The sequence below is a fragment of the Hyphomonas atlantica corrig. genome (genome assembly GCF_017795365.1).
Taxonomy (GTDB): domain Bacteria; phylum Pseudomonadota; class Alphaproteobacteria; order Caulobacterales; family Hyphomonadaceae; genus Hyphomonas; species Hyphomonas atlantica.
Map to the genome: position 1 here is coordinate 2,136,541 of NZ_CP051254.1, position 20,029 is coordinate 2,156,569.

Genomic DNA, 20,029 nt, shown 5'->3' on the forward strand with positions numbered 1-20,029 from the left:
AATTCCCTGACTGGTTTCCGCCGACCCGGTGGCTATGGCAGGGGGTCCCCACCCGATCCCATCTCGAACTCGGTCGTTAAGCCCCCTTGCGCCAATGGTACTACGTCTTAAGGCGTGGGAGAGTAGGTCGCTGCCGGGTCCGCAGAGCCCAGTCATACAAACTTGCAGACACATCTTTCCATTACGACGATTTTGGTCGCGTTTGCGGCCTGCCGCCCGGATTTTCCTGGCGGATTTGTCCGGCCCTCGCGGCCGGATTTGCATTTCAGGGGTTAGCCTCTTAAATGTAGACAATGCTGACGCGGGATGGAGCAGTCCGGTAGCTCGTCAGGCTCATAACCTGAAGGTCGTAGGTTCAAATCCTACTCCCGCACCCATCATAAGAGTAGTTTGGCCGTCCTGAGAAATCAGGGCGGCCAAATCGCCTTTTATAACAAGGTTGTAGCCGCTCTCATTTTTGCGCGGCTCAAGGCAAATCCGCTGGATGGTCTTCCTCAAGATGGATCGGACCTCGTCAGCATCGGGAGACGGGTCCGAAACCACTTCCACAAGTGAGCCGATAAGCTCGGCATACAGCTCGCCCGCGTTCGGATGAACGCTCACAACAGGCTCGCTGCCCATTGCCGCAAGTTTGGCCTCGTTCTCAACTTTTTCCGCTTCCAGGGCGACCAGCTTCTGCTTGAGGGCAGTGGTCGCAACCCCTTCGGCAATTGCATCGACAATCCGGTCAATGCGCCTGCCGGCTTCAGCGATAGCCTTTTCAAGCTGAAAACGTTCGCTGCCAGTCGCCTTCTGTTGGCGAACGAGTTCTGCATGAAATTCACGAGCAGCCGCTTTCTGCGCATCCGGATGAAGCAAGGCGTTGTTCAGTCCTGCGAGGACGCGTTCTTCAAGCTCTTTGGCGGCAATGGTTCGATTGTTCGAGCAGGTGCCTTTCTCCCGTCTTGTCGAGCAACCGTACCGGTTCTGGGAAACAATCGACATCGGGCCGCCGCAGGCACTGCATTCGAGGAGCCCCGACAGGAGCCGTGTCGGTCGTTTTGCTCCACCACGTTTCCGGGAGTGCCTTTGCTGGCGAAGCTTCACAGCCTGCCAGAGTTCATCATCAACAATCCGAAGGTCCGGAACCTCATTGATGACCCATTCGCTTTCGGGATTAGCCCGCATGCGCTTCTTGCCGGAGAAAGGATCCGTCACCTTGTGCCTGCGGTTCCATATGCGTCGGCCGATATAGAGTTCGTTGTTCAGGATGCCGTTGCCGGCATGCACCTGTCCATTGATCGTCGAAGCGCGCCAGTCCGAACCGCGAGGCGCTGCGACACCTTCCTGGTTCAACATAGCCGCGATGCTTCTCGGAGACTTTCCTTCGACGAACAGCCGCATGATCCGTCTGACGGTCTCCGCTTCGTCTTCGTTGATGGTCAGGATGCCATTCTGCTCACCCGGTACGATATCGTAACCGAAGCAATGTCCTCCGGCCGATCTGCCTGAATTCACAACACCTGTCTGGCCTCGGCGCGTCTTCTTCGCGAGATCGCGTAGGAACATCTCATTCATCACGCCCTTGAAGCCGACATGCATGGAGTCGACTTCGCCTTCAGATAGCGTGACGATAGACACGCCATGAAAGGCGAGAATCTTGTAGATCGTGGCCGTGTCAGCCTGGTCGCGGGAGATGCGGTCGAGGGCTTCGGCGACAACCACATTGAACTGACCGTTCGCGGCGCCTCTTATCAGTTCCTGAATGCCGGGGCGCGTAACCATCGCGCCGCCCGAGATCGCGCGGTCTGAATAGACGACTGTTTCGGTCCAGGATTTCTGTTCAAGATGTTGTCGGCAAAGGGCGATCTGGTCTTCGATTGAACGAATAGACTGAAGATCCGACGAATAGCGGGCGTATATGGCGGCTGTTAGGGTCATGACCCTTTCCGATATGCCAACCTCGCATGATATCGCGCAAGCGCTTCGGCGAGCTCAATTGCCCAGGATGGGGCTATTTCCCCAGAAAATTCGTCCTCGGGAGGCTCAGTTTGTGTCGCGATCGCCTTTGGAAGGCGACCGCGAGGCACGAGTTTGGGGTATTTGCGGTTCACGGTCCTATAGGCAGAAGCTGATCTAGTTCAGCTTCTGCCGGTTCCAGACCAGCACGCCGCTGCCATCCTCTTCCTTTTCGAAGAAGGCGGCCCGCAGCGGTTTCTCGAATCCAGGATCATCGAGCTTGACCGCGAGATAAGGCGTCTCGCCATCCTTGCTCTCCTCGCGCCAGGCTGCGCCGAGCTCTGCGCCGCCCGCGAATATCCGATAATCGGGTCCGCCTTCGGCCTTCTCGGCCACAGGGACCATCTGGGCTTTAACATTGATTGTCATGGTCCGAATGGTTCCGGTCCATTTGCCATCCTTCTGGCTGAAGGTGCCGATTGTTGCCATTGCTATTCTCCTTTGCTGGCTCTGGCATGAAGGGCCTTGCGGGCCCGCTTGAACCCGGCATCCGAGCTGAGGAACATGTCCAGCATGGCAGGCACCAGGGTTTCGGGTTTCTCTTCCGCGCCATAGGTTTCGGCATAAATCGCCGCATAGTCGGCAAGCGCGGAAGCAAGGTCGGGGTCGACGGAAAGGGTGAGTTTCACCGGAGTCCGGTCCGGGAGTTGTCCGATGCGGAGGCTCATGGCCGACCTCCTTCAGAGTAAGGCCGCAGCACAAGGTCGCGTGTCACGATCACCCGTACAGGCCAGCCCGGCCGTATACGGATCGTCGGCTGGATGCCGAGGTTGCGATCAACCGCGCGCTGGCCAGCTTCAGAGACACTGTCTCCAAACCCGCGCCGGATCGCACGCTCGACATCATCATCATCAGAGCCAAGTTCAGACCCGATGCCGAGCAAAGTCGCGAGCCCAGCGCCCGCAAAGACGCGGCCCCAGTGATGGTCGGTCCTGTCGGAGACGCCCGCATAGCCCTGCGCATCCGAAGCAGGTTCAGATATCTGCAGCGAGCTGCCATCCGGCAGGATGATCCGGTCCCAGATCAGGAGCGCGCGCTCCTGGCCGAACGAGACTTCCGACTGGTAACGCCCAATCAGGCGCGCGCCCTGCGGGATCAGCAGATGTGCGCCGCTCACCGTGTCATAGACCGGCTGGGTCACCTGCGCGATGACATTGCCCGGCAGGTCAGAATTCAGCCCGGTGACAAGCGAGGCCGGGATCAGCGTGCCCGCCATCACCTGATAGGGCGAGACCGGGGTCTCGACATCATGCGGGTTGTAGATGTCGCCATCCCGGCGCTCCGCTGCGAAGGCGATCTTTTCGGCCTGAAGGTTCTGGTCGGGCGAGCCTGCAAATCCCGGCGCGCCTGCACTCTGGGCGGCGAGTGCCAGCAATTCCGAGCCGAGACTGTCCGGAAGTCCACCTGCCGCAGTCACCGACCCGGCCAGTGACTGCCGATTCCCGACATCGAAGAAGACGCCCGCCTTGCCGGCTGCATCGGCGAGCTTCGCGTCTGCCAGTCTCTGCGCGCGGATGGCTTCATCTTCGGCCGATGGCCGGAAATCATCCGACGGCGCGACATTCCAGTCCGGCTCAAGGCCCCATTCTTCTTCTTCCGCCACAACAGTACCGCCAAGATCTCCCGCCATCGGCGCGCCAAGTCTTGGCGTGTCACCAGCCGGCTGCCAGTTGAGATAGGAGTCGGGCAAATCCGCGAGCCCATCCGGCGCGCGCTTGGTGGCTGTATTGTAGAGTTCCTGGCGGTCTGCCGAATCGACCGCCTTTGGCGGATCAAGGGCGATGGAGGCGGCGGCAAAGAGGCCGAGTACGCCAAGGCAGGCGCCCGCCATCAGAACCTTCCGGTTGATCCGCGTCACCGGCCGCGGCCGCGCGCGCAGCTTCAGCTCATCGGCCTGTTTCGGGAAAGGGGCCGGCTCGCTCATCCCTCGCCTCCGAACAGGCTGGCAATACCGGAGCGCTGCACGCGCTTCCGGATTCGCACGACGGTCTGATCCTTCTCACCAATGCGGAGCTCGGCGGCGCGAAAGAGATGGTCGACAATGTAGTAATTGCCGCGCAGGCGATAATTGACGAGTTCGGCATCGCTGGAGGCGCCGAGTATGAAGAGGGGCGGGGCATCCATGGTCGCAAGACCCGCCGGCATCTGGATGAAGACCTGCCGCCCATCATCGAACACACGTACCGGTCGCCAGGCCGGATTGTCGCCCTCAATGACATAATCGAAATCCAGCCGGTCAACCGCAATACCGGGCGCAATGGATGCATCCTCGCGAACGGTCGCAATCTTGTTGCGGGAGACCAGTTCAGCCAGCTCGTCCGCCGGATAGCGCCAGGAGAGGGCCGCCATATAGGTGCCGTCCACGCTTTCGAGTTCGAGATGATAGGTCCGCCGGTCGGTCGCAATCATGAGATTGGTCGAAAGACCTGCGGCGATCGGTTTGACCAGCACATGTGCGCGGGCCGTGCCGCCGGAACCGGAGGAGGTATCACCGACAATCCAGCGGACCGTATCGCCCGCCGAGACAGAGACCAGCGTCTCGCCTGGCTGTAGCGCGATGTCGGAGACCTGGCCCGGCGCGGCATAGAGCCGGTAGAGTGCGCCTTCGGTATAGGGATAGACCTGGATCGCGTTCACATAGCCATCGACGGAGGGTTCGATCCGGGCCTCGGTCGTGCCCTTGCGGATGGTCTCGGTCGGCGAGGTGTAGACGCGTGTGACTGTCCGCTTCGTACCTTCGACCGGTTTCATCTGGCCAGGAAGTGCCAGGACGGTCGGCGTCTCGACAATTTCGACGGGCCGCTCTGGCACCTCTTCGACGAATGCCGCTTCGACAAAGGCCGCATCCTCGATGACGGGCTCCGGCGGAACGCTCGCGCAGGCCGTGGTCAGGGCGAGAACAGATACAAGGCTCGTTGTGCGGATCATTTTGTGTCTCCTGTGACAAGGTCTTCGCCCCAGTTGAGGCTGTGGATGTAGAGGCCGAGGGGATTGGCGCGGAGTGTTTCGGCATCGCGGGGCGGGGAATTGACGAGGGTGAAAAGCCCGGTGAACCGCTTGACGCCGGTCAGTGCCCCATTCTCATAGGTCTTCTCAAGCCAGCGGGCCTGGAAGGACTCGTCCGAAACCCGCACGACACTCACCACATCGATACTGCGCGAGCGCCGGCCGATCTCGGCGAACGGGTCATTGTCGCGCGCATAGTCACTCAACGTGATCGCGGCCTTGTCGGTCACATAGTCATAAGCAGCGAGCCAGTTCTGCCGGACGATGACCGGATCGATCGACAGGCTACGAACATCGGAGATGAAGTTCGCAAGGTGATGTGCGATCTGCGCGTCCGTCGGCTCATAACGCGCAAGCGCTGGCCCGACCGCCTTCACGGCCCCGGTCTCGTCAACCTCGACCACATAGGGCGTGACGGTCGACTGCAGGCTGCGCCAGACAAGGGCTGCCGACGAGGCCGCCAGGAGCCCCATCAATCCCAGCGCCATCAGCCGCCAGTTCTTGGCCTGGACACGGGCCGATCCGATCCGTTCGTCCCAGACCTGCCCTGCCTTCTGATAGGGTGTCTCGGGGTGCGGGCTTTGCCCGTAATGGGTGGAGGTGCGTCGGAAGGCCATGCTCATCAGTCCTCTTCGTTTCGGAGTTTCGGATTCTCGCCCGCCATGCCGCGATCACCGTCCTTCAGGGCATGGACCGTGATCGCGCCGGCATGCTGCAGGCGTTGTTCTGTGCGAAGGCGCCGCGCCCAGGCCGGGCTTGCCGAACCGGCAGACGGTGCGTCGGCGGACGTGGTCGCCATGGTCCCACCGGTCGCGGCAAAGGCCGCTTCGCTCCCGCGCCGATAGGCATTGCCGACAGAGGCGGAGGGCCGTCCCGCCATCCGGCGGAGCGTATCGCCGCTAGCCTGCGCAACACCGGCCACGCCAGCCGCAGCCCCGCGCCAGCCGGTCTTGCCAGAGGCCATGCGGCCAAGGTCATAGGAGGTGCGGGCGGCGCCCGTCATCGACGCGCCGGCCTTCACAGCGCCGGATACACCGCCAAGCGCTGCACGTCCCGCCGCGACCGTACCGGTCGTCGCCAGTACAGCGCCTGCACCGACTGCCGCTGTCGTGCCGACCACGGAGCCCGCGCCGAGCTGCGGCGCGCCAGTCACAAGGCCGGAGGCAATGCCGGGCGCGAACACACCCATCCAGAGAAAGACAATGGAGGCGAGGACCGTGCCCATGACTTCGGCGAGCGTCACATCGCCCGGCCCACCAAAGGCTTCGGTGATCGACGTGAACAGGGTCGAGCCAATGCCGATGACGATGGCGAGTACCATCAGCTTGATGCCGGAGGTGACGACATTGCCAAGGACGCGTTCGGCAAGGAATGAGGTCTTGTTCCAGAGCGCAAAGGGCACGAGCACAAAACCCGCCAGCGTCGTCAGCTTGAATTCAAGGATCGCGACGAAGAGCTGGACGGCGAGAACGAAGAAGGCGACGAGGATTATCGCCCAGGCGATCAGCATAACCGCAATCAGGATAAAATTATGAAAGAAGCGGATCGGCCCCAGCATGTCGCCGATCTCTTCCAAAAGCGGCTGCGCCGCCTCGAACCCGACCCCGGCAATGTAGCCCGGCCGCATCAGGTCTTCAGCGGTCAGCGTCGAAGAGCCCGCCTTCACACCGAGATCAGCAAAGCTCGCAAAGAGGATGTTTGCCAGGATCGAGAAATTGCCGAGAATGAAGGCGAAGAAGCCGACATAGAGCACCTTCTTCAAGAGCCCCGAAATCACGTCGGCATTCTGCGACAGGGCCCAGAACAGGCCGGCCAGCGTGATGTCGATCACGATCAGCGTGGTTGTCAGGTAAGCGACATCTCCTGCGAGCAGGCCGAAGCCTGAGTCGATATAGGCAATGAAGGTTTCGAGGAACCGGTCGATGACGCCCATTTCTTCCATGGCAGTCTAATTCCCGAAAAAGCTTTGCAGGCGCGCGCGGCCGCGCTCGGCTTCTTCAAGCTCGCGCGCCCGGTCGAGCGCTTCGGCGCGGTAATGTGCCGCCATCATGGCTTCCATCTGCATCAGCTGCTGGGCCGACATGGCCTCGATCTGGTTGCCGGCCTGCAGGACCTGGAGATTGCCGGCGGCGGCCTGGCTTTCTTCGACAAGACTGGTCAGCGCGTCGGCGTCGCGTTCATTATCGCGCACCGTCTCGGCGACCATGAGCAGCGTGTGCTTGTGGGCAGACCGGGATTGCTGCCAGCGGACGCGCGCATCCTCGACCAAGACCGCATTGGTCGGTGGCGTCTCGCCATAGGATTCCGGGTAGAGGTCTTCATAATCGCGTTCGACCTCCTCGACGCCGTAGCCGATGCCATCGGCTTGCCGCATCAGCTCTTCTATGCGGCGGATACGGTCGGCGATAATCCCGCGGGCGACTTCGACGGGCAGGGTCTCAAGATCGCGCGCCATCTTTTCGATCATGTCGATTTCATGTGTGAGCTGGCGGATCTGGTTGTCGATCTGCTGCAGGGCCCGCACGGCCTGCAGGATGTTCTGGGCATGGTTGGCCGGGTCGTAGACCGCGAGCTGCGCCGAGGCGGGAGGGGCCATCAGGCCAGACAGCGGAATGGCAGCAAGGGCAACGGAAGAGAGAAGGGTTTTCATATGGGGGGTCCTATTCAGCGGCGATCTGGGCGGGGGATGCATCTGGCCGTTCGGCAAGCAGGTCTGCCGCCCAGCCAAGCTGTTTCAGCGCCAGCCAGCTGCGGGCGAAGCCCGCCTCAGGGCCGGTTTCGAGACACTGGTCCATGAGTTTCTGGTCGGCAGGCGATGCAGCGCCGCATAAGGCAAGCGCGACTTCGCCGAGGCCCAGCTCGAAGAGCCGGCAGCCAAGCGGCGAAGTATAGTAATAGTCCCGCTTCGGGATGGCCTTGGCGAGAATGTCGACCTGACGGTCATTGAGGCCGAACCGCCGATAGATGGCCTGGGAAGTCGGTTCCAGCGCCCGCTCATTCGGCAGGAAGATCCGGGTCGGGCAGGATTCGATCAGGGCGGGCGCAATTGAGGCCCCCTCAATGTCGGCGAGCGACTGGGTCGCGAACACGACGGCGACATTCTTTTTGCGGAGCGTTTTCAGCCAATCGCGCAGCCGCGCCGCAAACACCGGATGGTCCAGGAACAGCCAGGCCTCATCGAGGATGAGTAGGGTCGGGCGGCCATCGAACCGGTCTTCCAGCCGGTGGAAGAGATAGGTGATGACGGGTGCCACCGCAGACGGCGTCTGCATCAGCTCGTCCATCTCGAAACAGGCAATCGAAGACAAGTCGAGGGTTTCTGAATCGCTGTCGAGCAGATGCCCGTAAGCGCCTTCCAGCGTGTAAGGGTGCAGTGCGGCTTTCAGCGTATCCGATTGCAGGATCAGGCTGAGCCCGGTCAGCGTGCGTTCGGCAACAGGCGCCGAAGCGAGCGACCGGACCGCGTCCCACAGGACAGACTTCAGGTCCGGCGTGACGGTCACGCCTTCGGCTTCGATCAGGCCGAGCAGCCAGTCTGCCGCAAAGCTCGCGCCGCGTTCGCTATAGATGTCCCGAAGCGGCTGCAGCGCCGGACGCTCATCGCCCGCGAGCGGCAGCCAGGTCCCGTCCATGGCGAGCGTCACCGCCCGCGCGGACCGCCCCTTGTCGAAGAGGAACACCTGAGCGCCCTCGTAGCGCTGCCATTGCGCGGCGAGCAGCGACAGTAGGACCGACTTGCCGGAGCCTGTCGGCCCAATGATCAACGTATGTCCGACATCACCGACATGCAGGTTGAGCCGGAACGGCGTCGTGCCTTCAGTCTGCGCTTCGGTCAGGGCGCGATCAGAGAAATGGTCATTCCACGCATCGCCTGCCCAGACTGAGGAGATGGGCACAAGATGCGCCAGGTTCAGCGTATGCAGGATCGGCTGGCGGACATTGGCATAGACATGCCCCGGCAGGGAGCCAAGCCAGGCTTCGACCGCGTTCAGCGTCTCGCGGATGGTCGTGAACCCGCGCCCGTTGATGACCCGCTCGACGGCGCGGGTGCGTTCCTCGACCTCCTCCCGCGAAGCGCCCATCAGCGTCAGTGTGGTCGTGACATAGCCATAGGAGACAAGATCGGAGCCAAGCTCCTGCAGCGCCGCATCAGCATCGGCCGCCTTGTTGTCGGCATCATTGTCGAGAAGCGCGGCCTGCTCATTGAAAAGCGTCTCGCGGAGGACCGCGCCGACGGATTTGCGCTTCGCAAACCAGTGCCGGCGCTTCTTCGCAAGGAGCTTTTCGGCCTCGGCCTTGTCCATCGCGATGTAGCGCGTCGTCCAGCGATAGGCAAAGCCCAGCCGGTTGAGCTCATCCAGCATGCCTGGCAAGGTCGAGGCCGGAAAGCCCAGCAGGGTTAGCGTCGCAAGATGCGCCTCGCCAATCCGCGGCTCCAGCCCGCCCGCAAAGCTCTCATCAGCCAGAACCGCATCGAGAAAGACCGGCAGTTCCGGCACAGACACGCGATGCCGTTTCGACGAGATGCAGGCATGCAGATAGGTGAGCGTGTCCTCGTCCGAGAGCGGATGTATTTCATCCAACGCGGTAGCAAGCAGGTCCAGCGTCTGCGCCGAGCGGGTCTGGAAATGCTCCAGCCGCTGACGCCAGTCCTCGCCATCCCTTTTCTCCGGGCGCTCGATCAGTGCCTTCTCAGCCCTGCCTGTCGCATCGGCGGGCGGGAGCCAGAGCAGGGTCAGGTAATAGGCGCTCTCGAACCGGGCGCCGATCTCCTCGGCGGCTGCGCGCCGCTCCTGCTCAATCAGCCAGGCGGCTGGACATTCAAATGTACTCTCTTCCAGCGAGACCGCTTCCGCCCGCACCGCTTCGAAGAACAGCGCCCAGCCGGACCCGAACCGGCGGAGCACATTATTGACCCGTGCGGTCACCGCAACGAGTTCGGCTTCTGTCGAGCTTTCAAGGTCAGGGCCCCGATAGCGGAAGCTTGTCTGGAAGGCGCCGTCCTTGTTGAGGACGACGCCCGGCGCGACCAGGCAGGCCCAGGGGAGGTAGTCGGCGAGACTGGCCTTCCTGGTCGCGTATTCGGAGAGGTTCAGCATGAAAGATGTTCCTTGTGACGGGCAGATCGGATCGCGACGGCGAGAAAGTCTGGATCGGAGCGGGCCATGAGGACAGCGAGCGAGTGTCCCGCCACCCAGACCACGAGACCCGGTATCCAGAGCCGGAGGCCGAGGGCCAGGGCCGCCGCGATCGTCCCGATGGCGATGGCGGCTGAGCGCGGCGCGCCTGCCATCAGGATGGGTTCGGCGAGCGAGCGGTGGAGGGGGATCTCGTAGCCGTCCAGCATCAGAGGACCGCGCCGCCGCCGAAGCTGAAAAAGGTCAGGAAGAAGGACGTGGCCGCAAAGGCGATCGACAGACCGAATACGATCTGGATGAGCTTCCGGAACCCGCCGGACGTCTCGCCGAAAGCGAGTGTCAGGCCTGTCAACGTGATGATGATCACCGCCACAATCCGGGCGACGGGGCCTTCGATTGATTGCAGGATCTGGTCGAGTGGGCCCTCCCAGGGCATGCCCGTGCCCGCGGCATGGGCGGGCAGTGATAATACACTAACCGAAGCCAGCAGTACGCCGGCCTGGAGCGATCGGTTGAGAGCCTTTATCTGGTCGTAGAACATGCGTCGGGTCTCCTTAATTGACGATGTTGAGAAAGGGGGCGGCGAGCGGCTCGGTCCGGTATTCGGTGCCGTCAAAGCCGGTAATGCGGAGTGCCTGCTCGACGCGGCGCGCGCCGCTTGCGCGGGACATGAACACGATCACATCGACCGCCTCGCCGATCAGAGCATGGGGAAGGGCGGTCGTCGCCTCCTCGACCAGCTGTTCAAGCCGGGTAAGCGCTCCAGAGGCCGAGTTCGCGTGCAGCGTCGTGATCCCGCCCGGATGGCCGGTATTCCAGGCCTTCAGGAGATCGAGGGCTTCGCCGCCGCGCACTTCGCCGACAATGATCCGGTCAGGCCGGAGGCGCATGGTTGACCGGACAAGATCGCGCAGCGTGATGCCTGACCGGTGCGTCCTGAGCTGCGTCACATCCTCGGCGGAACAGCGCAGCTCGCGCGTGTCTTCCAGGATGACGATCCGGTCTTCAGCCAAAGCCGGCTCCGACAGCAAGGCATTGGCAAACGTGGTCTTGCCCGAGGATGTCCCGCCCGCCACGACAATGTTGAGCCGGTCTTCAAGCGCCTGCCGCAGCCCGACGCACAGCGCGGGTGTCAGCGCGCCGGTCTCGACATAGGTATCGAGCGCGATGGGTTGGCCTGCGGGTTTGCGGATCGCAAAGCAGGGCGCTTCGGCAATCGGCGGCAATATCCCTTCGAACCGTTCACCGGACCCCGGCAGTTCGGCAGAAACAATAGGAGAAGCGCGGTCGCAGGCCTCGCCGACAGAGGACGCGACCAGCCGGATGATCCGCTCGCGTTCGGCGCGGCCGAGCGTCTCGGATGCACGGTGCAAACCAAAGCCAGCTTTCTCGACCCAGACCGAGCCGTCGGGATTGGCGAGGATTTCGATTGTATCGGGAGCGGCCAGTGCTGCCCCAACCGGACCATCAAAAGCCGTGCGGAGCATCGCCGTGCGGCGGGTCTCGGTCTCGCTGGGTTGGGGCAGGGCAGACATGGCAGAGCGTGGTCCTCATCAGTGATGGGACCAGCATCAGGGCATCAATTACCGCCGCACAGTTGGGGCCGGGGGACACGAAAGGCGCCTGCGGGAAGTCCGAGGACGCAGAGGGGCAATTCACAGAAAATCGCGCCGCAGCGATTGATATCGGAGCGGAAAGCAGGAAAAGAACGAAAAGAGAACAATAAGGAGAAGCCTATGGGTCGCTACAAATCCGTTCTCATGGCAGAAAAGGATGCGCGGGACTTCCCGCATCATGTCGAATTGCCAATCCCACCCTTCGGTCTCGGCAAGCGCCTCGACATCATCGCAGCCTGGCTCAACACCAATATCGGCCCCGAATGGCGCTCGCATAGCCATCTGGAGAAAGGCGAGCACACGGCCAGCTACATGTTCAGGTCAGTGCAGGATGCCGCGGAGTTCCGGCAGGCATTGGAATCCGGCCAGCTCGACGCAGCTGCCTGAATGATCAGTTCCAGATGTGCGGGTTGGAGCGCTCGACGACGCGCTTGGTCAGCGCTTCGAGCTCACTTCGCGCGCGCGCTGCATCTGCAGGAGTCTCGAGCGGGTTCTTGCCTGGGCGCTGTCTCAGCCATTCGAAAATGAACTCGATTAGCAGGTCGGTCTGGAACGCGGTGCCGGTCTCTAGCTTCTCGATCTGGTCTTCGACCCGTTCCAGCCGCTGGATGATCGCGGAATCTGGCCGGTCCTTAGGTGGTGTGAACAGTAAGGTCAGCGCCTCATCGATCAGCGTGCCGACATGGACACCATGCTCGGCGGAAAACTGCTTCACCTTGCGATGGTTCGTCTCGGAGACGCGGATATGAAGCCTTGGATTGCGCGCCATGTCCTAAAGCTCCCGTCCGCCATTTTCCTGGACTTGAAGGTAGTAGCGCGCGATCTGGTCCTGAATGCCGCCGCGCTGCTGCGGCGCGTGTTCTTCATCCGTCTCAATATCCTGCGAGATCTCTTCCTCATCGCCGATGTCCGGTCCCACCGCTCGCGCCAGCCCGCCGGAATTACCGTCCGAGGGCGATGGTCCAGATCGATGATATCCGCCCAGCCGAGACGTATCCGCACCGGCAGCAGCAATCGGCAGTGCGCCAACTCGCTCGATAAAATTCCGATCTTCATAGTAGCGGAGTTTCTTAGCGCGGATCGGCGGATGGCTCGCCAGGAAGATCAGCGCGTCATCGGCAGGCATCTGCATCACCTCGCCGGGTGTTAGGAGCGGGCGTTGGGTTTCCTGCTGGGAGACCATGACATGACTTAGCCAGGGCGCGAGCCGGTGCCCGGTATAATTCTTCTGGTTTCGCTGCTCCGTTGTGGTTCCGAGCATGTCGGAAATACGCTTGGCCGTACGCTCGTCATTGGTCGCGAATGCGATCCGGACATGGCAATTGTCGAGGATAGAATTGTTCTGCCCGTAGGCCTTCTCGACCTGGTTTAGCGACTGCGCAATCAAGAAGGCGCGGATCCCATAGCCTGCCATGAAGGCGAGCGAACTCTCGAAGAAGTCGAGCCGCCCCAGCGCTGGAAACTCATCAAGCATCAGCAGCGTCTGCCGACGGTCTTGCCCATCGGGCAGTTCTTCGCACAACCGCCGTGCAATCTGATTGAGGATCAACCGCATCAACGGCTTGGTCCGCGAGAGATCAGACGGCGGAATCACCAGATACAACGACGCAGGACTTTCGCCGCGAAACAAATCCTCGATCCGCCAATCCGAACCGGAGGTCGCCCGCTGGACAACCGGATCGCGGTAGAGCCCCAGAAATGAAATCGCCGTCGACACGACCGAGGATTTTTCATTTTCAGACTTGTTCAGTAGCTCCCGTGCCGCTTCTGCTACAACCGGATGCGTCAACGGTCGGTCACGGCTTCCCAGATGGTTGGCCTCAAGCATGTGCTCCAGCGTGTCATCGATCGGCCGGGCCGGATCAGACAGCAGTGTCGCCACGCCTGCGAGTGACTTGTCATCTTCGGCGTAAAGGACATGCAGGATGGCGCCAACGAGCAGTGAATGCGCCGTCTTGTCCCAATGGCTGCGCCGCTCCAGAGAGCCATCAGGATCGACGAGTATGTCGGCCACATTCTGTGCGTCGCGGACCTCATGCGCGCCAAGCCGCACTTCCAGCAAGGGATTGAAGCGTGAACTCGACAAGTCTGTCGGATCGAAGCGAACGCAACGGGAAAAGCCAGATCGCCATTTCGACGTGAGCGCCCAGTTCTCTCCCTTGATGTCGTGAATGATCGCATTGCCCGTCCAGGAAAGAAGGGTAGGGATCACCAACCCGACACCCTTTCCGGACCGGGTCGGCGCGAAGGCCATAACATGCTCTGCGCCCGCATGCCGGAGATATCGCCCTTTGAAGCGTCCCAACACCACACCAGACGCACCGAGCAACCCGGATCGCCGCACGTCCCTGACCGATGACCAGCGTGCCGACCCGTAGGTCGTTGCATGCTTCTCGCGTCTTGCACGCCAGAGCGATGCAATGATCGCCATTACAATACCGGCGATGCCGCCCAGCGAGGCAATCAAACCCGCGCGCGCAAACACGTTCGGAGCGTAAGCATCATAGGCATACCACCACTGGAACAGCCGCCACGGCTTGTAGATCGGCTGACCCGCCAATTCGAACCAGGGTCCGCCCAAACGTGGCTGATGGTCCAGAACACCAGCCACCCATTGCGTCGCAATCCACACCGAACAGGTGATTAGCAAAAGAGTCAGCAGGAACTGGCCGAGAAGAAATTTGGTTGGGGTCAAGTGCCATGCCGCTTCATTTTAGACGGCGTTATGGTTGCACTTGTCGCAACAACCAGCGACAGGCAATTTTGGGAATTTCCGGGATGAGCAACTCAAGCTAGGGAACTTTCGAGCCATAAGCTGCACTCATACCAAATTCCCTTAATGAGTGCTCTAGTATCCCAATGCAACATTGATTTGCGGAATCCTGCGAAGCCTTTTGAAACAAGGTGTCTGAATAACGAAACCTGATTGGTCCTACCGCTCGTTGATACCTCATGAATTGTTCACCTTTCTGATCGCGGACACCAAGGAATTCAACTCTCGCGATAGAAGGGTTAGTGTGCCGAATAGCGATCAAGATTTTGCAAGCATCACGTGAGTACGAAATGGGCACGAATAGTAAGAACTCAAAATCCGGTGCAAGTCCGCGCGCAACTGGGCCCGCTGGCTCGCAATTTGAAGTCAAGGTCGCAGCTCATTATTCGCTTTCCGTACTTGCTCAGACCGAAGCATTTGGTCTTCCAGGCGCCGTTGTTCGACGTCTGGAGTTTCAGCGCGCTGACCAGGGACATCCGTTGGACGACATAATTCTCCATGGAGAAGCCGCCGACGGCTCAACGCGATGCCTCGAAGTGCAGGCCAAGAGACAAATGGCCTTTACTGAAAGCGACGCCAATTTCGACGCTGTCGCAAGAATGCTGGTTGACGGTTGGCGGATCGATCCCCAACGCCGCTTCGCGGTTGCGATCGAACGAACCAGCTCTTCCATTGATCGCGGTGTCCAGGAAGTGCTTGAGCTCTCACGTCACACGATTGATGACAAGTCGTTCGAGGCCCAGCTCGCCGCACCAGGCCGCAATCGGCAGATGCGCGATTTCTACGCAGCCTTCAAAGCCAAATTGGCCGCCAATGGTGTTACCGACACTGCTGATGTCTTCGCAGTTCTCAGAAACTTCTCCGTTCTGGTGTTCGACTATGCACGCCCCAATTCCATTGCCGAGCACACTGATCGAATGCGCGCATCCAGAATCGCTGGAGGTAATGAGGGGCTTTACGATGCGCTAGTCTCGGAGCTTCTCGCCGCAGACGCCATCGGAGGAGAAGGAGATCGCAGGCATTGGGCCGAAAAGCTTCGGGAGCGAGGAATCCTGCTAAATGAAGTGCGTACTTTTGCGCTGGCGCGTAAGCGTATAGCAGAGATGGCCTCCTTCGCTCTTCAAGATATCGATATCCGGATTGCGGGCGTTCAGATCGCGCGAAGCGAGATGAGGTTTCAACTGGAAGGCCTCATCGACGATGCAATGCTAAGCTCCGGCATAGTCGAAATTGTTGGCGAGGGCGGAACCGGCAAGTCCGCACTTCTAAGAGCGGCCGCTGATGCCCGAAGCACTCTGGCTCGCACAATTGTTCTTTCGCCGGACCGCACTCCACCTGGAGGCTGGGCCGCACTTCGAGCGCAGTATGATATCGATGTGTCCGCAGAAGATTTTCTTCTGGATCTCGCTTGCGATGGGGGCGGGGTCATATTTATCGACGGCCTTGATAAATTCCGTGATCAGGGCGAACGAAACACCATCATGGATCTTGTGATCGCCGCCTCAAGTGTTAGCGGCGTTTGTGTGGTCTTTACGGCCCGTACTGGGTGGGCAGATGCAAACGCATTCAATTTCAGCGATACTTTCACGGACACGTTGGGTGACCGTAAAACGCTTACCATTGAGACTCTGAACGACCAGGAGGCCGAGGCACTTGCTGAATCCTGCCCGGCACTTTCAGAACTTCTAAAGCCAGACCACCCAGCCAAGCATCTTGCGCGAAATCCGTTTATCCTGCGCAGGATCGCCGAGGCTCGACTGCAGGCTGAAGCGATTATCAGCGAAGCTGCTTTAGCCGCCAATTGGTGGGGAACCGGGGGACATGGATTTTCGCAGTCACAGGGACAACAGCGAGCACGCAAGCGCACAATCATCGCTACAGTAGAAGCTCAGTTGTCGGGACTATCTCTTGCCGATGTGAAGAAAGAAGATCATGACGCGGTATCGTCGCTCATTGAGGACGGCGTCTTAGTGGAAATCGCAGCCGACCGGGTGAAGTTCAGGCACGATATCTTCACCGACTGGGCTGTTGGCATGTACCTGTCTGAGTTGTCGGAGCATTGGGGCGACCTAAACCTATCTGCTGCGCCGGCATACTGGCTTAGCCGCGGCGTCGAGCTCTGCTTCCGTCGTCTGGCTGAAAACCCACAATCGGGATGGCATGATGCTATGACTAGCCTGGTGCGAGACAGCGCTCATGAGGGTTGGGTGGCCCTAGGTCTTCTTGCGCTTGCACGAAGCGAACTGGCTATTGAGCTGCTTCAACGTCACAGCGACTACCTTGTCGACGGCGATGGCGTCCTTGCGGAACGCTTGTTGCGAAGGGTAATTGCTGCGCATAGTCAGCCTGCTGAGAAAGTATTGGCTGAGCTTACACCGCAAGCCACTTCGGTTCCCGTTGGCCTGATCATACCGAAGGGACCAGTCTGGATCCCAGTTTTGGTCTGGACGACCCGGTCATTCGGACGCCTTCCGGCGCGCGCGCTCGCCGCAGCGGTCGATGTTTTTGAGGCTTGGCTTATCCTGGCTGCATTTGGCGAAAATACTCTTTCTCCCGCCCTGATCGACAGGCTAACCGACCTGCTTGTGGCGGATATCGAACAGGCGGACATGCCAATGCCGAAACCTGGCGACGCATTGCCCGAAATTCGCTACCCCGCGAACGGTGATACACGGGAAAGTGCGCGCCTTTCCGTCGCACTACATGCAGACAAAAATCCCGCTGCTGCTTCGCGATATCTCAACGCCATTGTAAACTCAAATCGCAGTTCCAGTTATTTTTCGGAGATTCTACGCTTCCCCGGAAACTTGCCCTCGGTGGCGCCGATTGAATTCTGTCAAGCGTTCCGTTGCGCCGTCGACGACGAAATGCAATCTCAGTCGCGCTTTAGCTCACGGAGGGATTATCCACCATCCCTCATGCAAATCGAGCATCCGTTTTCTTTAGGAAAGACTGGCATTGGTCTCTTTCAAAGCCTCTTCAAAGCGAACCCGGACACAGCTCTCTCCCTTCTTCGCCACCTTATACGATCGCTCGAACAACCCGGCCCGCAGTCTTACTCAATAGACCTTATGCTTGCAGGTGTGGCCAAAGAGGTATCGCCAGTTTCCAGTTACGCCTGGTCCAGGGGCCATGGGCCGTCTCGGCTTGTTTCAAAGGCGTTATGTGCGCTCGAAGATTGGGCTCATGGTGTGCTCGACAATAGTGGAAACCTGACTGAACTGATCGAAAAAATTGCCGATGATCGACCTCTAAGTGGGGCGCTCCTTCTCACAATTGTAGATCTCGTGCTGTGCCACGCAAAACTTGATTCACCGCTGCTCCACGACCTTCTCGCATCTCCGGAGCTGCTCGCGCTCGATGGACAGCGTTTGCAGCACGACCAACTCGACCATTTGCAGGGAGGCGGAAACTTCCGATGGGATCGCGGTCCCGCCACTGACCGCCTCGTCACGGAAGCTCTCGCATGTAAAGCGTCCCGCTCGATCAGTCTGCACAACGTGATCCCGCAGATTGTTTTCCGTCAGCCCGAATTTGCAGTCGAGGATCTTCGGCGGCGTATTGAAGAGGCGGTCGACAGACTCGGTACATGGACTAAGCCAGAAGTCGATTGGGCTGCCCCAGAATACATGGCATCGCACGCTCTGAGAATGACGCATCGAGAGAATTATCGAAAAGTATCCGAGACTGGCGACGATGGAGAGCTTGTCGAGGGCTATATCTATGAGTTTCCGCCAGAACAGCAGTCTTGGTTGGATCAACAATCAGAGGCGACATCCGCACAACACAGGGCATTCACAGCGTCACTCGCAATGCGAATGAGCATGGACAAAGAGGATTCCGATCTCCGTGTGCCGGTGGGAGATGCCTTGCAACTCCTGTTGGATGGCGGCGATACAACTGCTCCCAAAGAAGCTGTTGACTTCGAACCAGATGATCCGTGGATTGCCAGGGTCGGCGCGGCAGCCTTTCTTGCGCGTTACCTGTCCGATGATCAACTCCCGCAGCACGCTACCATTCTGTCCAGTGTATTTGATCAAGCACTGGCGGTAGCGGCTAGGTCACGGACCAATCTGCGGTTTGATATTATGTATGATCCCACAGCTTTGGCGCTGTGCGGTCGGCTCTACTTGGTCAATCGTGCCGCGCCAGGAGAGAATGTGTCCCAGCTTCTGACATTGACTGGGCTACATCCCTCCGCAGCAGCAAGCGTATTTTCTCGACATCCAGAAGCAACCAAAGCTTTGGGAGAGAACACAGTATGCGCGCTCGTGAGGGTCGGCATCGATGCGTGCATCTTCGCCCGTAGAGCCAACTTGGACGAACATGCTAGCGCATACGAGGCGCGGTGTTCCGCTCGCAAACATGCGATCGCGGCTCGTCTGGACTCAGAAAATGGCTGGTTGGCCGGCGAAGGCGATTTGCCGGCCTGGCCGAGCCCGCCTGTGGAAGCACCGCGACCCAAGCGGCAGGGAATCGTGATCGGCGCCAAGAATCAGACGCGAAAGCCCCGCCAAGTGACGCCGTCATGGCCAGACTTCTATTTCGATCATCATACCGCCGAAGTCTGGTTGCGCGTCTTTGCCACCGTCGCAACCATAGATACGACCGCTGACTTTTTGACCTCCAATCTGGCTTGGATGACTCAAAGTCTTGCTGGTGCCGATGACGAGACCGAGCCTCGTGATACGGCAAACGCTTGGGCCAAGGCCTTGTTCGAATTCGCAGCGCCCGTGGCGAAGGACTGGTCCGAACAGCACCTTGAGAGACTGATTTTTGCCCCGCTCAGCAGCCTACCCGACGAAACCTTCCTGGGCACCGCTGCGGCTTTCCTTACAGGGAGCGACTTGAGACTTGTAGCGGGTGATACCTCTCACACGGCCTATCTCGCGTATATTCGCAAGCGCTTGTGGCAAAGATTGCAGACCACCCGTCACTGGAAGCAGCATCAATGGTCTAGCCGCGGTAGCCTTGAGATACACCTCAATGATCTAATCTCGCCCTTCTTTTTGAAAGCCGTCCAGGGTTTCGGCGACCGAGTGTCATATACAAAAGGCCTGTCTGAAGATCAGATCCTGCCTTTCTTGCCTGTGCTTTCCGACATTTCTGTTTCAGCAGGTGCGTGTCCGACCATCGCCAACATGCTGCTAGACCTTTTGGAGTTGGTGCAGCCGGGCAACGCCGCTCCGCATTTGTATGCCGCATCAATGCGTTGGCGCGAGAGCGGCCGCGAAGAGTTTTGGCGCACAGCGAATATCGGTCACAGAACTAGCGAGATAGCCATGAAGTCTGATACCGCGTGCTTGGCAACCAAGGGATGGAGCGACATCGCCGATTCGATCGCCGCGGCCGGTGTTCCGGCAGGCGAAGCGCTCAAGCAGGCAGTGGTCGAGATTGAGAAGCGCGCTGCATCCGGTGGTTGAGTTGCGAGAAACAGAAACTGACCTTGCCGCCTCGTGGAGATCGTCGCGCGCCGGAGCGCGAGCGGGATACGGATT

The 20,029-nt window shown here is 60.0% G+C and carries 16 protein-coding genes, 1 tRNA gene and 1 rRNA gene; 4 read left to right on the forward strand and 14 right to left on the reverse strand.

Going from position 1 to position 20,029, the window contains the following annotated elements:
* Window positions 1–24: 24 nt before the first annotated feature.
* Together rrf and HF931_RS10425 are read left to right on the forward strand one after the other, a co-directional pair.
* Window positions 25–139: ribosomal RNA gene (gene rrf / locus HF931_RS10420) — 5S ribosomal RNA — on the forward strand.
* 161 nt (window positions 140–300) lie between these two features.
* Window positions 301–377 (forward strand) — tRNA-Met (locus tag HF931_RS10425).
* Here HF931_RS10425 and HF931_RS17210 read toward each other — a convergent pair.
* The 12 genes from HF931_RS17210 to trbB all read right to left on the reverse strand — a co-directional run bounded on the left by HF931_RS17210 (window position 334) and on the right by trbB (window position 11,677).
* Window positions 334–1,920 carry a recombinase family protein gene (locus HF931_RS17210; RefSeq protein ID WP_420537740.1) on the reverse strand — a complete coding sequence of 529 codons (1,587 nt, stop codon included), beginning with the start codon at window positions 1,918–1,920 and terminating at the stop codon, window positions 334–336. The genes HF931_RS10425 and HF931_RS17210 overlap by 44 nt on opposite strands.
* Before the next feature lie 195 nt (window positions 1,921–2,115).
* A complete protein-coding gene (locus HF931_RS10440) occupies window positions 2,116–2,427 on the reverse strand; it encodes a DUF736 domain-containing protein (protein WP_027836431.1) in 312 nt (103 codons plus the stop codon).
* 2 nt (window positions 2,428–2,429) lie between these two features.
* Window positions 2,430–2,666 (reverse strand): DUF2274 domain-containing protein, encoded by a 237-nt coding sequence (locus HF931_RS10445; RefSeq protein ID WP_273240021.1) that lies wholly within the window; start codon window positions 2,664–2,666, stop codon window positions 2,430–2,432.
* Entirely contained in the window at window positions 2,663–3,922 is a 1,260-nt protein-coding gene (locus HF931_RS10450) for a TraB/TrbI/VirB10 family type IV secretion system protein (protein WP_273240023.1), read from the reverse strand. The genes HF931_RS10445 and HF931_RS10450 overlap by 4 nt, the downstream gene beginning before the upstream one ends.
* Window positions 3,919–4,926, reverse strand: coding sequence for a P-type conjugative transfer protein TrbG (gene trbG / locus HF931_RS10455; RefSeq protein ID WP_273240025.1), 1,008 nt, complete (start codon window positions 4,924–4,926; stop codon window positions 3,919–3,921). The genes HF931_RS10450 and trbG overlap by 4 nt, the downstream gene beginning before the upstream one ends.
* Window positions 4,923–5,621 carry a conjugal transfer protein TrbF gene (gene trbF / locus HF931_RS10460; protein ID WP_273243180.1) on the reverse strand — a complete coding sequence of 233 codons (699 nt, stop codon included), beginning with the start codon at window positions 5,619–5,621 and terminating at the stop codon, window positions 4,923–4,925. The genes trbG and trbF overlap by 4 nt, the downstream gene beginning before the upstream one ends.
* A gap of 5 nt (window positions 5,622–5,626) precedes the next feature.
* The gene (gene trbL, locus HF931_RS10465; protein WP_273240027.1) at window positions 5,627–6,946 is read right to left on the reverse strand and encodes a P-type conjugative transfer protein TrbL; all 1,320 of its coding nucleotides are present in this window, start codon (window positions 6,944–6,946) and stop codon (window positions 5,627–5,629) included.
* A 6-nt stretch (window positions 6,947–6,952) separates the two neighbouring features.
* Window positions 6,953–7,654 (reverse strand): P-type conjugative transfer protein TrbJ, encoded by a 702-nt coding sequence (trbJ, locus tag HF931_RS10470; RefSeq protein WP_273240029.1) that lies wholly within the window; start codon window positions 7,652–7,654, stop codon window positions 6,953–6,955.
* A 10-nt stretch (window positions 7,655–7,664) separates the two neighbouring features.
* Window positions 7,665–10,103: a conjugal transfer protein TrbE gene (trbE, locus tag HF931_RS10475; protein WP_273240031.1), complete on the reverse strand. Its 2,439-nt coding sequence runs from the start codon at window positions 10,101–10,103 to the stop codon at window positions 7,665–7,667.
* A complete protein-coding gene (locus HF931_RS10480) occupies window positions 10,097–10,351 on the reverse strand; it encodes a VirB3 family type IV secretion system protein (RefSeq protein ID WP_013301530.1) in 255 nt (84 codons plus the stop codon). The genes trbE and HF931_RS10480 overlap by 7 nt, the downstream gene beginning before the upstream one ends.
* Window positions 10,351–10,683 (reverse strand): TrbC/VirB2 family type IV secretion system protein, encoded by a 333-nt coding sequence (locus HF931_RS10485; protein WP_084397268.1) that lies wholly within the window; start codon window positions 10,681–10,683, stop codon window positions 10,351–10,353. Before HF931_RS10485 ends, HF931_RS10480 begins: the two co-directional genes overlap by 1 nt.
* A 13-nt stretch (window positions 10,684–10,696) precedes the next feature.
* Entirely contained in the window at window positions 10,697–11,677 is a 981-nt protein-coding gene (gene trbB, locus HF931_RS10490; protein WP_273240034.1) for a P-type conjugative transfer ATPase TrbB, read from the reverse strand.
* Between the two features lie 201 nt (window positions 11,678–11,878).
* Here trbB and HF931_RS10495 point away from each other — a divergent pair, with 201 nt between their 5' ends.
* Window positions 11,879–12,145, forward strand: coding sequence for a hypothetical protein (locus HF931_RS10495; RefSeq protein WP_273240036.1), 267 nt, complete (start codon window positions 11,879–11,881; stop codon window positions 12,143–12,145).
* A 4-nt stretch (window positions 12,146–12,149) separates the two neighbouring features.
* Here HF931_RS10495 and HF931_RS10500 read toward each other — a convergent pair whose 3' ends face one another.
* Both HF931_RS10500 and traG read right to left on the reverse strand, forming a co-directional pair.
* A complete protein-coding gene (locus HF931_RS10500) occupies window positions 12,150–12,527 on the reverse strand; it encodes a hypothetical protein (protein ID WP_273240038.1) in 378 nt (125 codons plus the stop codon).
* Window positions 12,528–12,530: 3 nt separating this feature from the next.
* Window positions 12,531–14,453, reverse strand: a complete 1,923-nt coding sequence (gene traG / locus HF931_RS10505) for an IncP-type conjugal transfer protein TraG (protein ID WP_273240040.1) — start codon at window positions 14,451–14,453, stop codon at window positions 12,531–12,533.
* Between the two features lie 1,454 nt (window positions 14,454–15,907).
* Here traG and HF931_RS10510 point away from each other — a divergent pair.
* The gene (locus tag HF931_RS10510; RefSeq protein ID WP_273240042.1) at window positions 15,908–19,954 is read left to right on the forward strand and encodes an NACHT domain-containing protein; all 4,047 of its coding nucleotides are present in this window, start codon (window positions 15,908–15,910) and stop codon (window positions 19,952–19,954) included.
* Window positions 19,955–20,029: the final 75 nt, after the last annotated feature.